Annotated in this window: 17 protein-coding genes; 9 read left to right on the top strand and 8 right to left on the bottom strand. The window is 29.7% G+C overall.

Translation table 11 applies throughout. The annotated features are described in order from the left end of the window. From J3359_RS04095 to J3359_RS04110, 4 genes are read left to right on the top strand one after another with little or no spacing between them, the layout of a single operon-like run. On the top strand, window positions 1-735 hold the full coding sequence (locus J3359_RS04095) for a rhomboid family intramembrane serine protease (RefSeq protein WP_208079480.1): 735 nt from the start codon (window positions 1-3) through the stop codon (window positions 733-735). Then, window positions 735-1,589 carry a rhomboid family intramembrane serine protease gene (locus tag J3359_RS04100; RefSeq protein WP_208079481.1) on the top strand — a complete coding sequence of 285 codons (855 nt, stop codon included), beginning with the start codon at window positions 735-737 and terminating at the stop codon, window positions 1,587-1,589. The genes J3359_RS04095 and J3359_RS04100 overlap by 1 nt, the downstream gene beginning before the upstream one ends. 1 nt (window position 1,590) lies before the next feature. After that, window positions 1,591-2,598 carry an endonuclease/exonuclease/phosphatase family protein gene (locus J3359_RS04105; RefSeq protein ID WP_208079482.1) on the top strand — a complete coding sequence of 336 codons (1,008 nt, stop codon included), beginning with the start codon at window positions 1,591-1,593 and terminating at the stop codon, window positions 2,596-2,598. A gap of 36 nt (window positions 2,599-2,634) precedes the next feature. Next, a complete protein-coding gene (locus J3359_RS04110; RefSeq protein WP_208079483.1) occupies window positions 2,635-3,777 on the top strand; it encodes a geranylgeranyl reductase family protein in 1,143 nt (380 codons plus the stop codon). Window positions 3,778-3,994: 217 nt separating this feature from the next. Here J3359_RS04110 and J3359_RS04115 read toward each other — a convergent pair whose 3' ends face one another. Both J3359_RS04115 and J3359_RS04120 read right to left on the bottom strand, forming a co-directional pair. After that, complete coding sequence (locus tag J3359_RS04115) at window positions 3,995-4,312, bottom strand: antibiotic biosynthesis monooxygenase family protein (RefSeq protein ID WP_208079484.1); 318 nt, start codon at window positions 4,310-4,312, stop codon at window positions 3,995-3,997. Continuing rightward, window positions 4,309-4,806: a GNAT family N-acetyltransferase gene (locus tag J3359_RS04120; protein ID WP_208079485.1), complete on the bottom strand. Its 498-nt coding sequence runs from the start codon at window positions 4,804-4,806 to the stop codon at window positions 4,309-4,311. The genes J3359_RS04115 and J3359_RS04120 overlap by 4 nt, the downstream gene beginning before the upstream one ends. A 127-nt stretch (window positions 4,807-4,933) precedes the next feature. Here J3359_RS04120 and mtaB point away from each other — a divergent pair, with 127 nt between their 5' ends. The 5 genes from mtaB (at window position 4,934) to J3359_RS04145 (ending at window position 10,178) form a co-directional block, all read left to right on the top strand. Next, window positions 4,934-6,268, top strand: a complete 1,335-nt coding sequence (gene mtaB, locus J3359_RS04125) for a tRNA (N(6)-L-threonylcarbamoyladenosine(37)-C(2))-methylthiotransferase MtaB (protein ID WP_208079486.1) — start codon at window positions 4,934-4,936, stop codon at window positions 6,266-6,268. Window positions 6,269-6,279: 11 nt separating this feature from the next. Further along, window positions 6,280-7,017: a DUF6438 domain-containing protein gene (locus J3359_RS04130; protein ID WP_208079487.1), complete on the top strand. Its 738-nt coding sequence runs from the start codon at window positions 6,280-6,282 to the stop codon at window positions 7,015-7,017. 3 nt (window positions 7,018-7,020) lie between these two features. After that, window positions 7,021-7,680: an alpha/beta fold hydrolase gene (locus tag J3359_RS04135; RefSeq protein WP_208079488.1), complete on the top strand. Its 660-nt coding sequence runs from the start codon at window positions 7,021-7,023 to the stop codon at window positions 7,678-7,680. 45 nt (window positions 7,681-7,725) lie between these two features. Then, the gene (locus J3359_RS04140) at window positions 7,726-8,646 is read left to right on the top strand and encodes a lytic transglycosylase domain-containing protein (protein WP_208079489.1); all 921 of its coding nucleotides are present in this window, start codon (window positions 7,726-7,728) and stop codon (window positions 8,644-8,646) included. A gap of 284 nt (window positions 8,647-8,930) precedes the next feature. After that, entirely contained in the window at window positions 8,931-10,178 is a 1,248-nt protein-coding gene (locus tag J3359_RS04145) for a transposase (protein ID WP_496559660.1), read from the top strand. Window positions 10,179-10,329: 151 nt separating this feature from the next. Here the strand turns inward: J3359_RS04145 and J3359_RS04150 are convergent, their stop codons facing one another. The 6 genes from J3359_RS04150 to mnmA form a co-directional block, all read right to left on the bottom strand. Further along, entirely contained in the window at window positions 10,330-10,488 is a 159-nt protein-coding gene (locus J3359_RS04150; RefSeq protein ID WP_208079490.1) for a YwbE family protein, read from the bottom strand. Window positions 10,489-10,627: 139 nt separating this feature from the next. Beyond that, window positions 10,628-10,819: a cold-shock protein gene (locus J3359_RS04155; RefSeq protein ID WP_046491490.1), complete on the bottom strand. Its 192-nt coding sequence runs from the start codon at window positions 10,817-10,819 to the stop codon at window positions 10,628-10,630. A gap of 188 nt (window positions 10,820-11,007) precedes the next feature. Then, the gene (locus tag J3359_RS04160) at window positions 11,008-11,199 is read right to left on the bottom strand and encodes a cold-shock protein (RefSeq protein WP_072554651.1); all 192 of its coding nucleotides are present in this window, start codon (window positions 11,197-11,199) and stop codon (window positions 11,008-11,010) included. Between the two features lie 116 nt (window positions 11,200-11,315). Next, a complete protein-coding gene (locus tag J3359_RS04165; RefSeq protein WP_208079491.1) occupies window positions 11,316-12,260 on the bottom strand; it encodes an NAD(P)H-dependent flavin oxidoreductase in 945 nt (314 codons plus the stop codon). After that, complete coding sequence (locus tag J3359_RS04170; RefSeq protein ID WP_208079492.1) at window positions 12,260-13,906, bottom strand: S8 family serine peptidase; 1,647 nt, start codon at window positions 13,904-13,906, stop codon at window positions 12,260-12,262. Before J3359_RS04170 ends, J3359_RS04165 begins: the two co-directional genes overlap by 1 nt. 53 nt (window positions 13,907-13,959) lie before the next feature. Beyond that, window positions 13,960-15,147, bottom strand: coding sequence for a tRNA 2-thiouridine(34) synthase MnmA (gene mnmA, locus J3359_RS04175; protein WP_208079493.1), 1,188 nt, complete (start codon window positions 15,145-15,147; stop codon window positions 13,960-13,962). Window positions 15,148-15,332 lie beyond the last annotated feature (185 nt).

The following is a 15,332-nucleotide window of genomic DNA, read 5'->3' on the forward strand; positions in this document are numbered from 1 at the left end:
ATGAATCTTAAACTTACAGACGCCATAAAGCATCTAATTATAATTAACGTAATTGTTTTTATTGCACCACAATTATTAAAATTAGATTTTACCAATATTTTGGCATTGCATTTCCCCAAAAACGAACATTTTGGCATTTGGCAATATGTAACACACATGTTTATGCATGGAAGTTTCGCTCATATTCTATTTAACATGTATGGTTTGTGGGCATTTGGAACACCTTTAGAACAAATGTGGGGAAAGAAAAAATTCTTATTTTTCTTTTTTTCAGCAGGAATTGGTGCAGGTCTAATTTATACTTTGGTTAATTATTATCAGTTTAATGGAATTTATGAACTTTTTGTTAATGCTGGTTTAAACCCCGATGAAATTTTATCAATATTAAAAAAAGGAAACACTAATGATGCTAGAGTTGTAGCCGCAATTACACAAGAGCAATTCAATAAAATTTCTATGCTTTACAATACACCTGCAGTTGGAGCTTCTGGAGCAGTTTATGGAGTTTTGGTAGCTTTTGGTTTGTATTTTAAAGATGCTAAATTGGCTTTAATCTTTTTCCCAGTTCCAATCGCTGCAAAATACTTTATTCCAATAATGATTTTAGGAGATTTATTCTTTGGAATGACAAAATATTCTATTGGAAACATAGCACATTTTGCACACGTTGGTGGAGCATTAATCGGTTTTTTAATCGCTTGGTATTGGAAAAAAAATCAATTTAAAACAAATTAATGAGTTTTATAAACGAAATAAAATCACGTTATAAAGGTGGAAATATTGTAGAAAAATTAATCTACATAAACATTGCTGTTTTTGTTATTACTTTATTATCGAAAGTTTTTTTTAAATTATATAAGAATAATACCAATTATATTATGGAGTGGTTTTCATTAAGACCATATGCTTCAGAATTATTAGTAAAACCATGGTCAATTATTTCATACGGATTTTTACATGATGGTTTCATACATATTATTTTCAATCTTATTGCATTGTATTATATTGGAAATTTATTTATTCAGTATTTTACACAAAAGCAATTACTTAATTTTTATATTTTAGGAACATTATTTGGAGGTCTTTTGTTTGTATTAAGTTATAATTATTTTCCACTTTTTGAAGATAGATTTGTTCCTTTAGTAGGAGCTTCAGCAGGAATTTCTGCTATTTTTATAGGAATAGCGACATATATGCCTAACTATCAATTAAAAATTCCTTTAATTGGTTTTATAAAAGTTTGGCATTTGGCAGCAATTTGGGTTGGTTTCGACGTTTTAGGCTTAATTGGAAACAATGCTGGTGGAAATTTCGCACATTTAGGTGGAAGTTTATTCGGTTTTTTATATGTTTACAAAGCAAGTAATAAAGAATTAAATCTTTGGGGAACCTTTTCATCTTGGTTCGAAAAGAAAGAAAAACCGTTAAAAACGGTGCATAAATCTGGAAAGAAAAAACAAAGTACAGTTAAAAATAATACACCTAATCAGCAACAAATAGATGCAATTTTAGATAAGATTAGCAAATCTGGTTACGATACCTTAACCAAATCCGAAAAAGAATTTTTATTTAAACAAGGTAAAAGATAGTATGAAAAACTTATCCTTTTTAGACAAGATTTTCTATTTACTAAATTCGTTGCTAGCAACCTTATTGCTTTTATCGTATTTATTGCCTTTTATCTCTCCAAGTACTATTCCATTTTTTGCTGTTTTAAGTCTATTTGTACCTGTTTTAATCATAATTAACCTTGTTTTCTTTATTTATTGGTTAATCAAGCTGAAAAAACAAGCATTTTTATCGGTATTTGTTTTAATCATTGGTTGGTTTTTTTCTTCGCCATTTTATAAAATATCTAGTAGAAATTCTTATTTAAACAGCGATTTAAAAGTAATGAGTTACAATGTAAAAGCATTCGATTTATTTACCAATAAAAAAGATTCTACATCCAATACTGGTTACGATTTTATTACTGATAAAAATCCAGATATTTTAGCGATTCAAGAATATTATCAATCTACAAAAATTCACCTTTCTTACCCTTATAAATTTATCAAAAGAAAAAATGACAAGGGAAAATTTGGAATGGCAATTTATTCTAAATATAAAATTATAAATTCTGGTTCATTAGATTTTAAAGGAACTTCTAATAATATTATTTATGTGGATGTTGTTAAGAAAAAAGACACCATTCGTATTTATAATTTGCATTTAGAATCGTTAAGGATTAAACCAAATGAAGAAAATTTCGGTGAAGAAAATTCTGAAAAATTATTAAAAAGGGTTACGAACTCTTTTGAAAAACAAGCCGAACAAACCAAGCTATTTTTAACACATGAACAAAAATGGCAAGGCAAAAAAATTATATGTGGCGATTTTAACAACACTGCTTACTCTTGGGTGTACAACCAAATTGCAGAACATAAAAAAGATGCTTTTATAATAGCAGGCCAAGGTTTAGGAAAAACATTTAACTATTGGTTTCCTATGAGAATCGATTTTATTTTAACGGATGAAAATGCGATTATAAACCAGTTTAAATCTTTTTCCGAAGAATATTCCGACCACTTTCCTATTCAGGCGAAAGTTAATTGGTAAGATTCTTTTATATTCGCAAATAAAAGAACATTTTCTATGCAACATTTTCAAGTAGCAATTATTGGTAGTGGACCTTCTGGAGCATCCACAGCTTTTCATTTAGGTAAAAAAGGAATTTCTACTGTAATTATAGAAAAAGAAACATTACCTCGTTATAAAACGTGTGGTGGTGGCTTTGTAAATCGTGGAAAAAAAGACATGCCTTTTGATATTTCTGAGGTAATAGAACGTGAGTTTTTTGAGGTTGACAGTTATTTTAACAATGGTAAAATACACTATAAATCTGGAAAAGACACTCCAATTGTTACGATGATAATGCGTGATGCTTTCGATAATTTAATTGTAGAGAAAGCAAAAGAATTTGGTGTTACTTTATTAGAGAATCATACTTTAAAAAATATCGGTTTCAAAGATGACAAAGCAATTTTAGAAACTTCACAAGGAGAAATTTCCGCAGATTTTGTAATTGCAGCAGATGGTGTTTTAAGTCCGACTGCAAAAATGGCGGGTTGGAAAGAAGAAACTCGAAAACTAATACCTGCCTTAGAATATGAAGTTGAAGTTTCTAAGGAAGATTTTAAACGACTTTCAAAACAGGTTCGTTTCGATATTGATGCTGTTCCTTTTGGATATGCTTGGAGTTTTCCTAAGAAAAATCATCTTTCGTTAGGTGTTTTAACAACTAAAAAAGGAAAAATTAATTTAAAAGAATACTACAAAAAATACTTAAAATCACTTGGAATTAAAGAAATTATAAAAGAAGATGCACATGGTTTTCAAATTCCGATTGCACCAAGAACCGATGGTTTTGTAAAAAACAATGTTTTTTTAATTGGAGATGCTGCAGGTTTTGCAGAACCAATAACTGCAGAAGGAATTTCTAATGCCATTTTAAGTGGAAAATATGTAGCAGATGCCATTATAGAAAGTGATTTAAACAAAGAGAAAACAGAAAAATTATACATAGAAAAACTAAATATTAAATTGTTGCCTGAATTAAAATCGGGTGTTATTTTATCTAAATTCTTTTACAATAATAATGCTGTAAGAAATTACATCCTTAAAAATCATGGTCAGCATTTTAACGATTTAATGGTCGATATTTTACATGGAGATAAGCCTTTTCCAACAAATGTTTCTAAAAAATTAAAGGCTAAGATTAAAGAGAAGTTATTTTAGATTTTTATCGCAAAGACGTAAAATTGCAAAGTTGAATGCTCTAAACTGTAAGAGGAAACAGCCAACTAAAAACTGCTACTGAAAACTATTTTAACCACATAGGAACATAGAAAACATAGTATTGTTGCTCACATTATAACTGTAAACTGCTACTGAAAACTGAAGACTGAAGACTGAAGACTGAAGACTGAAGACTGAAGACTGCTAACTAAAAAATTCACTTTTCAAAACCATATTCTCGTTCTACTTTACAGATTCGTAATTGGTATTTTTTATACCATTTTTCTCTTCCTAAATTTCTGGCTGCTGTATGTTCGAAATTATTTTTCCAAGCAACAATATCTTCTAAAGTTTGCCAATAAGAAACGGTTATTCCTATTTCGTTTCTGGCAGATTCTATGCCTAAATACCCTTTTTGTTTTTGGGCAAGTTTTTCCATTTTTTCTGTCATTTCTAAATACCCAGAAATATTTTTAGCTAAAATTGTGGAAAAAATTACGGCATAATAAGGTGGCGTTAATTGATCTTCTATCATAAAATAAGTTCGTATTTTGTTTCTGGTAATTGGATATCTTCACTTATAAAATGTTTCACAACTTTAAAACTAAATCGTTTTAAGATTTTTGCTGAAGCAGTATTTTCATCAACAACATAACCTACTATTTTAGGCATCCCTAATTGTTTACAATAGGAAATTAAACCTTTACAAAGCTCTGTTGCAAATCCATTTCCCCAATATTCTTCTAAAAACCGATAACCAATTTCATTATCTGCTCCATCTTTTACCAAAGCTACAGTTCCTATAAAAGTAGTATGCTCTTTTAAAATTATTGCATAAATCCAAAAATCGTTGTGGGCTAAATTATATCTTCGAATTAAATCTTGTAGTTCTTTTTTATTTTCTTGAAAATTTTTGACATTTCCTGTAGCGTATTTTAAGACATTTGGGTTACTTTCGAGCGTATGAAAACCTTGCAAATCTTTAACATTTAGTTTTCTAATAAGTAGCCTTTCTGTTTCAAAAATCATGAATAAAATCGTATTTTTGCACTCTACAAACTGTTTTTATAAGCAGCTTTGTAAATATACTATTTGACTTTAAAAATAAGTAACTTATTTTAAGTTTCTATTTTTTTAGTTATTTAATTAAGGAAGAATGAACACAGATAAAAAAGTTGCTTTTTATACTTTAGGTTGCAAATTAAATTTTTCGGAAACTTCTACAATCGCCCGAAATTTTATAAACGAAGGTTTCGAACGTGTAGATTTCGATACAAAAGCAGATGTTTACGTAATAAATACCTGCTCTGTTACAGATAATACAGACAAGCGTTTTAAATCGATTGTAAAAAACGCTTTAAAGAAAAACGACGAAGCTTTTTTAATAGCTGTAGGTTGTTATGCCCAATTAAAACCAGAAGAATTGGCAAATGTAAATGGTGTAGATTTGGTTTTAGGAGCAACAGAAAAATTTAATGTAACAAGTTACATAAACGATTTAACCAAAAATAATATTGGAGAAGTGCATTCTTGCGAAATTTCGGATGCCGATTTTTACGTAGGTTCCTACTCTATTGGCGATAGAACTCGTGCTTTTTTAAAGGTCCAAGATGGTTGCGATTATAAATGTACATATTGTACAATTCCTTTAGCGAGAGGCATTTCTAGAAGCGATACTTTAGAAAATGTCATAGAAAATGCCAGAGAAATTTCATCTAAAGGAATTAAAGAAATTGTATTAACAGGAGTTAATATTGGCGATTATGGAAAAGGCGAATTTGGTAACAAAAAACACGAACATACTTTTTTAGAATTGGTTAAAGAATTAGACAAAGTAGATGGAATCCATCGTTTGCGAATTTCTTCTATCGAACCTAATTTATTAAAAGACGAAACCATTAATTTCGTCTCGAAATCGAACTCTTTTGTACCCCATTTTCATATACCATTACAATCTGGAAGTGACGAGTTGCTAAAGAAAATGAAACGTAGATATCTTAAAAACACCTATACAAATAGGGTTTCCAGAATAAAAGAAGTAATGCCAAATGCATGTATTGGTGTAGATGTTATTGTTGGTTTTCCTGGTGAAACAGACGAACTTTTTTTAGAAACCTATAATTATTTAAACGATTTAGATATTTCTTATTTACACGTTTTTACTTATTCTGAAAGACCCAATACAGAAGCTGTAGAAATGCAAGGAGTTGTTCCTAAAAAAGTACGTGCAAAACGTAGTAAAATGTTACGAGGCTTATCTGCTAAAAAAAGACGTGCTTTTTATGAATCGCAATTAGGAAACACTCTAACTGCATTATTCGAAAGTGAGAATAAAGAAGGCTATATTTATGGCTTTACAGAAAATTATGTAAAAGTAAAAACTCCTTGGAACCCAGCATTAATTAATAGTTTACACACAATAACACTTACAGAAATAGATCAAGATGGTTTGGTAAGATTCGATTTTGTAAAAGAAAAAGCAATAGTATAAAAACAAATTTTATGAAAATTTATTTCATTTTAATATTCTTATTGATGTTCGGTTGTAACCAATCTAAAAAAAATGAAGTAAAAAAAACCAGAGAAAAACCTTCTATTATTAAAGATGTTAAAGTGGAGAATGAGATTTTATATAAAGATATATTAGTGGTTTTAAAAAATCCAGAAAATCTGGTTAAAATTAAGCACGATTTAAAAAGCAACAATTTATCTATAAACCAAGTTGTTGTGGACAACAAAACCTACAAAGCTGTTATCATAAAAGTTCCTGCAGATAAAACTTCATTTTGGATTGAAAATCTTAAAAAAACGAATCATTTTTCTTCTGTTGAAAAAAACACCAAAGAAGCCTTACACAAAGTAAACTACTTTTCTAAAAACAGGTTGGTAAGTGTTTTAAAAACACCTTGTTTTGGAGATTGCCCAGTTTTCGAAGTTACTTTTTTTAAAGATGGAAATGTGGTTTTCTTAGGCAAAGAATACACTTTAGTAAAAGGTATATATAAATTTAAGTTAAAAGAGCAACAATTAAAAGAATTAAGTAATTTATTTGAAAAGACTGCGTTTAAAGATTTTGAAAACGCTAAAGATTCAGAGGAATTACAAGATTATTCCAACACTTTTATTACGTATAATGATGATAAAATAAAAGTAAAAGTTTGGATAAACATTTCAGATGAAATTGCTTTCGCTTACGACTATATTGAAGGAATTTTAATTGATGAAAATTTAATTGAATAAAAAATGGAAAAAATCCCAATATATTTTGTTCCAGGATTGGCAGCTGGTCCAGAAATTTTCGAAAACTTAGAATTAAACCCAGAAAAGTATCGTTTTCATTACCTAAAATGGATAAAACCATTGGCCTTAGAAGAAGATATTGATAATTATGCCTGTAGAATGAGTGATGAAATTAAAGAGAAAAACCCTGTTTTGGTAGGCGTTTCTTTTGGTGGAATTATGGTACAAGAAATGGCAAAATTTGTAAACCCTAGAAAAGTAATTATTATCTCTAGTGTAAAAAATCAAAAAGAACTTCCTAAAAGATTCAAGTTTGCAAAATTCACCAAGGTTTACAAATTTTTTCCAACGAAAGTTGTAGAAAATTTTGAAGAATATGCACGTTACTTTTTAGGAAAATCTTTAAAGAAAAAAGCTGCACTCTATAAAAAATATCTTTCGGTTAGAAGCAAGAAATATTTAAAATGGTCTATTTATAATCTTATTAAATGGAAACAAATAAATCCATTAAAAGATATTGTACACATACATGGCACAAAAGACAATGTTTTTCCTTTAAAAAACATAAAAAATGCCATCGAAATTAAAGATGGTACTCATATTATGATTTTAACGAAAGCAAAAAAAATATCAAAAATTATTGATGACGTTTTAACTTGCTAAACCAAAGTGATTTTCATATTTTTATGCTATAAAATTGTAAACTATATGAAAACTTCTCAACGTTATTTATCTCTATTAAGTGTAATTATTGTAACCGCAGTATTTTTTAGTGCAATACAAAAATCAGAGACAAATGTTTCTTCGAATACAGACCCTGAAACACAAACTGCTATAACCTATAAAATAAAATCTTTAAAACTTCCAGAAAATTTAAATTTGGCAGGAGAAAGAGTTCCTGTAGAAATTGAAGATGTTAGAGAACGAATGGAAAGAGAATTGTTGGTAAACACCTACTGGCAATCTAATGGATTGTTACTTATAAAACGTGCAAATAAATATTTTCCTGTTTTAGAACCTTTATTAAAAAAATATGGTTTACCAGACGATTTTAAATTTTTAGCCTTGGCTGAAAGTGCTTTTATTGATGAAACCTCTTCTGCTGGAGCTGCAGGAATGTGGCATTTTATGCGAACTACTGGAAAAGAATATGGTTTGGAAATAAATAGCAATGTAGACGAACGTTACCATATCGAAAAATCGACCAAAGTTGCTGCAGAGTACTTAAAAAAATCGTATAATCGTTTTAATTCTTGGACATTGGCTGCTGCTGCTTATAATGCTGGTAATTATGGAGTTGCTAAAAGATTAAAAACGCAAGAAGTAAACAATTATTACGATGCAAAATTACCAGATGAAACAGAAAGGTATGTATTTAGAATTTTAGCTTTAAAAGAAATTATTTCTAACCCTAAAAAATACGGATTTGTCTTCGAAAAAGAAGATTTATATACGATAGAAAAAACAAGAACAATAAAAGTAGATACTGCAATTTCTAACATTACCCATTTTGCTAAAAATTATGGTATGAATTATAAGGAGTTTAAAATTCTTAATCCTTGGTTAAGAGAAAATAAACTGAATAATAAAAGTAGAAAAATGTACGAAATTAAGATTCCTGCAAAGTAATTACATTTTTTACTCTACCTACGAGACCAGTTTCTAATTGCACTTTTATTCCATAGGCGCTTTCATAAAACAACGCATCCCTTGTTTTTACGAGGGATTTGTTGTATTTTGTAGCTATAATAAACCCCGAAAATGGCCAATATAGGCAAAAAACGGGGTTTTAATTTCGATAATTATGAAAGTACGAAGAATTTCTGAAATGCAACACCGCATTTCAATTTTTTCCCCTCAGCGAGAATTATGATGCTCATTATGCGCGATTTTTAGAGGGAGATTTAGGTAAAATCTACTCTGCAATTCCTTGGAATGATTTAGTTAGCTCTTTTGGTATTTCTGAACAATCAAAAGGGAGAAACTATCTTTTTAGTCCTAAAGGAAGACTAGGTTTAATGTTTTTAAAACATTATGCTAATTGTTCAGATAGAAAATTGATTGAGCAACTAAACTCGAATTTAGACTATCAATTTTTCTGTGATATAGAACTAGGTTTTGAACGCTTAACAAACTATAAAATAGTGAGCCAAATACGTTGTGAATTAGCAGAGAAACTCGATATTAATTCCATAGAAAAAATTCTATTCAACTCTTGGAAAAACGAAATTGAAAACCCCAATCAAATTGTAATGGATGCTACTTGTTATGAAAGTGAAGTTCGTTACCCTAGCATCCAAAAATTACTTTGGGAGTCGGTTCATTGGTTGTACAATCAATTACGTAAAACCTGCTCTATATTAGGGGTTAAAATGATTAGAAGTAAATATATCAAGTGGAAAAAACGTTATCAAGGATTTAGTAAAATGCGAAGAAAAACCAAGTCGAAACGTATTTCATTAACCCGAGGTTTACTCAATCTGTTAAGTAAATTTATCAACTTTGAAAAAGAGTTGTCAGAAAATCACAATATTGAGTTTATAGCTTTGTATTATAAGCGAATAAATACAATTCAAAGGATTTACAAACAACAAAAAGATCATTTTGATACAGGAGAAAAAATCAAAGATAGAATTGTAAGCATTCAAAAGGATTATATTCGTCCTATTGTTCGAGGAAAGGAAGTAAAACCTGTTGAATTTGGAGCAAAAGTTAACAAAGTTCAAATTGATGGAATTAGCTTTATCGAACATATTAACTTTAATGCATTTCATGAAGGAAATCGTTTTATTCAAACAGTCCAAAAAGCACAAGGATTAACTCGAAAAAAAGTAAAAATAGCTGGAGCAGATAAAATTTATGCCACCAATAAAAATAGAAAACACTGTAGTTCTAAGAACATAGAAACAGACTTTATCCCCAAGGGAAAAAAGCCGAAAAATCATAAAGAAAAAAAGCAACTTAGAGCTATTATCGCAAAAGAAAGAGCTACAAGATTAGAAGGTTATTTTGGAAAGGATAAAGAATATTATCACTTACGAAAAATAAAAGCCAAAACTAAAAAGAATGAAATTCTATGGATATTCTTTGGAATACACACAGGGAATGCTCTTGAAATTGGCCGAAGAAAAATAGCTAAAACAGCACAACAAGTAGCCTAAATTTGAAGCATTGAATATAGTTTTATGGGAGAGGTATGTCTTGTTGGGAAATTTTTAAGAAACTGAACCCTTAAAACAGCTTTAAAACAAAAATTGAGGGTAGAATTTAAATAATTATGCCCGCAATTTTAGCTGCATTTTTAAAAATAACCTATTTTCTGAATGTGCCTCCATAAGGATGATTTGGCGATTTTGTAAGAATCTTAGCCACTTTACCACTTGTTAATTCTCCACTTCTTTGGTGTGGCTTTTGAACGATTTCTACAAACAGACCAATTTGTATGTTTTTTCGTTGTCTTCCGTCAATCATTATAATATAATTTGGTTTTAAGAAGATACAATATAAATTTACTATATTTTCTTTAAAATTTTAAAATACAAACATAAAAAAAGCCTATCAAAAATTTGATAGGCTTTTCGTTAAAAAATTAACTAGTAATAAATATATATTATAATACTCTTACGTTTACTGCGTTTAATCCTTTTTTACCATCCTGTAAATCAAATTCAACTTCGTCGTTTTCACGAATTTCATCTACTAATCCTGACACATGTACAAAATGCTCTTTGTTGTTTCCTTCTTCAGTGATAAATCCGAATCCTTTAGACTCATTGAAAAATTTTACGGTACCTTTATTCATAATAATAATGTTAAATATGTTGTTTGTTTCATTACTAACAACATTTATTGAGTTGCAAAGATAGTGCCATTAATTGGAAGAACGCATTAATATCTTAATTATAATAAAAATAAAGTTTGCGCATAAAAAAAGCCTATCAAAAATTTGATAGGCTTTTAGATAAAACTTTAAATAGTAATAATATATAATTATATAACTCTTACGTTTACTGCGTTTAATCCTTTTCTTCCATCTTGTAAATCAAATTCAACTTCATCGTTTTCACGAATTTCATCAATTAAACCTGAAACATGTACAAAATGTTCTTTGTTGTTTCCTTCTTCAGTGATGAATCCGAATCCTTTAGACTCATTGAAAAATTTTACGGTACCTTTATTCATAATAAATAATATTAAATGTGTTGTTTGTTTCATTACAAACAACGTTTATTGAATAACAAAGATAATGCCAATAAATTAATTTCACAAAAATTATTAACAATTAATCTAAAACAATGCTAAAACCTATCTACCAAGGCTTTAACTTCGTTAAATTCTTTAATAATATTTTCTAAAACTTCTTTAGCAGGCTTTATATCGTTAATTAATCCTGCAATTTGTCCAATTTCTAACTCTCCTTCTTCTAAATCTCCTTCAAACATTCCTTTTTTGGAACGTGCTCTACCTAAAAGTTCTCTTAATTGTTCTAAAGATGACTTTTTTAAATACAATTCTTGGACATCATTATAAAATTTATTTTTTACCAAACGTACAGGAGCCAATTCCTTTAAAGTTAAATGTGTATCTCCATCTTTTACATCTATAATCGTTTTTTTAAAATTTTCGTGAGCCGAAGATTCTACTGTAGCTGCAAATCTACTTCCTATTTGTACTCCATCTGCCCCCAAAACCATTGCTGCCAACATTCCACGTCCAGTTCCAATGCCTCCTGCAGCAATTACTGGTATTTTTACTTGTTCTTTTACCATAGGTATTAAGGTAAAAGTGGTTGTTTCTTCTCTTCCATTATGTCCACCAGCTTCAAAACCTTCGCAAACCACAGCATCTACTCCAGCTAATTCTGCTTTTAGGGCAAACTTTACAGAACTTACTACATGCACCACTGTTATTCCTTTTTCTTGTAAAAAGGAAGTCCACGTTTTTGGATTTCCTGCAGAAGTAAAAACAATTTTTACGCCTTCTTCTAAGATAATATCCATAATTTTTTCAATATCTGGATATAACATGGGCACATTTACGCCAAAAGGTTTGTCTGTCGCTTTTTTACATTTTTGAATGTGTTCTCGCAAAACTTCTGGATACATAGAACCTGCACCAATTAAGCCCAAACCACCAGCATTGGAAACTGCAGAAGCCAATTTCCAACCAGAAACCCAAATCATTCCTCCCTGAATTACAGGGTATTTTATGTTAAATAATTTAGTAATACTATTATTCGTCATTATTGTTTTATTATTTTAACTGTTTTTATATTTGTTCCTTTTTCAATTTTAAAAAAATAAATTCCTTTTTTTAAAGTTGAAATGTTTATTTCTTTCGAAAAAACTCTGTTTTGTTGATAAACTCGTTTTCCTAAAATATCGAAAATATAAATTCTAATATCTTTTAAATCATTTTTAATCCCTTCGACTTTAAAATTGGTAGAAATAGGATTGGGAACTACTTTTAAATCCTTAAAAAAAACATCTTTAACAGAAAGAGATGATTTATACAACGCAAATGCTTCTTGAAAGTTAGGAACTCCATAACCCATTTGTGCTGTAGGATTTACATATTTATTTGCTGATTTATAAACTGCTTCTTTTAAAAAGCTATTATTTCTTTGTTTAGTTTGTAAATTTTCATATTGATTTAAACAAGCAATTACTCCAGCCATAATTGGCGCAGAAAAAGAGGTTCCACTAGAAGTTGCAATCGAACCATTTGTATGGTTAATTATGGTTGCTCCTGCTCCTTTTGCAGCAATTTCTGGTTTTATACGACCATCGAAACTTGATCCAAAAGAACTAAAAGAAGCAATATTTTTATCTTTATCTACTGCTCCAACTGTAATTACAGATTTTGCATCTGCAGGCGCAGAAATATATTTCCATGTTTTATTTCCTTCATTTCCAGCTGAATTTACTACCAAAATTCCTTTGTTTGCAGCCATTTCTGCTCCTCTTGTAATAAATGTTGTTTTGCCATCCATATTATTATAAGAATAATCATATTTTGGATTGTCGAAAGTGGTATAACCTAAAGATGTATTAATAACATCGACTCCTAAACTATCGGCTCTTTCTGCAGCTTCTACCCATAAAGTTTCTTCTAAAGGCACTTCTACTGATGCATTTTCTGTTCTAAATAAATAGAAAAAAGCGTCTGGTGCAGCCCCCACAAACTCATCTTTTAGATAACCTCCAATGGTTGATAAAACATTGGTTCCATGATTATGACCTGTATAAAAATTAGTGCTTCTTTCTACAAAATCATATCCTCCTAAAATTTGATTATTATCTCGCAATCTTTTAAATGCCGATAATGTATTTACATTTGGAAAACCAGCATCAATAACAGCAATAATTTGATCTTTTCCTGTAAAACCTTCTTTATGAAGAAAATTTGCCTTTAACATTGTAATCTGATTTTCTGTATTTCCATACGTAAAATCAGTTTTAGAATTTTCGAACTTATTGTAATGATGTCGTTTTCGTTTTGCTGAATATTTTTTACTATTTCCATTTAAAGACCTGTCTGCAAATTCAATTTTATCAATAAAAGCAAAAGTTGATTTTAAATGTTCGATATCGGTTTTTGTTCCTTGAATATGAACTGCATTCAACCATTTCGATTTTCCTAAAAGAGTAATATTCGCAGTACTTTTAATAGAATTATAGTAATTTTTTTCTACTGGAACATCTGTTTCATCTACAGAAACATTTTGCGTGTTTCTTCTATCCAAAGCTTTTTGAGAAAGCATAGTTAATGGATTTGCTAAAAAAGTGGCTTTGTTAGGTTTGTCTTTAAAAAATACCCAAGCATCTTGTTGCTGACAGTAAAAATCTGCTGTAAAAAAGATAATTAATAGAAGTAATTTGTTTTTCATAACCCATCTAATGAGTCATAAAAATACTACTTTAAAAATGCTAAAAAAAGTTTTTAAGAAATAACTCCAGAACCTAACAATTCTTCGTTTTTATACCAAGCTACAAATTGCCCTTCTTGGATGGCAGATTGCCCATTTTCAAATTGCACATACAAACCATTTTCAACTTTGTGTAAAGTTGCTTTTTCTAAGGCTTGTCTGTAACGAATTCTGGCTTCGACTTCCATAGTTTCTCCAGTTTTTAATGTTAAATCTTCACGAATCCAGTGGATTTCTTCATTAGAAACAAACAAGGTATTTCTGTACAAACCTTGGTGATTTTTTCCTTCTCCAGTGTAAATTGTGTTCGTATTTACATTTGTTTCTATAACATATAAAGCTTCTTTTGTTCCTCCAACATTTAAACCTTTACGTTGTCCTTTTGTAAAATAATGCGCACCTTGATGCTTCCCAACTACTTTTCCATCTTCTTCTAAATAGCTAAATTTTGTGGCAAAATAATCGAGTGCTACTTCCTTATTATCGAATTTTGGAGTCTCTCTTGTATATTGAGAAAAATCTGCAGGAATTTGAACAATATTTCCTTCTTTAGGCTGTAATTTTTGTTGCAAAAACTCTGGTAATCGAACTTTACCAATAAAACATAATCCTTGCGAATCTTTCTTTTCGGCCGTAATTAAATTGGCTTCTTTTGCGATTTCTCTAACTTCTGGCTTGGTTAATTCGCCAATAGGAAACAACGCTTTTGCTAATTGTTCTTGCGAAAGCTGACATAAAAAATAAGATTGATCTTTGTTAGTATCTTTTCCAGCCAATAATTTATACACTGGTTTTCCATCGATAATTTCTTCTCCTTTTCTACAATAATGCCCTGTTGCAACATAATCGGCACCTAATTTTAGGGCAATGTCCATAAAAACATCGAACTTAATTTCTCGATTGCAAAGTACATCTGGGTTTGGCGTTCTTCCTTTCTCATATTCTGCAAACATATAATCTACAATACGTTCTTTATATTGTTCGCTTAAATCGACCACTTGAAAAGGAATTCCTAATTTTTCGGCAACAATCATAGCATCGTTACTATCTTCTAACCAAGGACATTCGTTAGAAATTGTTACAGAATCGTCGTGCCAATTCTTCATAAAAAGCCCAATAACTTCAAAGCCTAGTTCTTTTAATAAATGTGCTGTAACACTAGAATCTACTCCTCCAGAAAGACCTACAACTACTCGTTTCATTCTTATTTTTTGAGGTTGCAAAGATACAAATTAGAATTTTATTATTCCACAGAGTTTCACAGAGAAACACAAAGATTCACAGCGTTTATTTTTATAAAAATGAAGTGAAAAATTTTCACATAAATGTTGGAAAAAAAATAAATTTAGTAGAAACTAATTTCTCTTTCTAGGGGAATTAAAAGGGA

It is taken from the genome of Polaribacter cellanae (assembly GCF_017569185.1).
Taxonomy (GTDB): domain Bacteria; phylum Bacteroidota; class Bacteroidia; order Flavobacteriales; family Flavobacteriaceae; genus Polaribacter; species Polaribacter cellanae.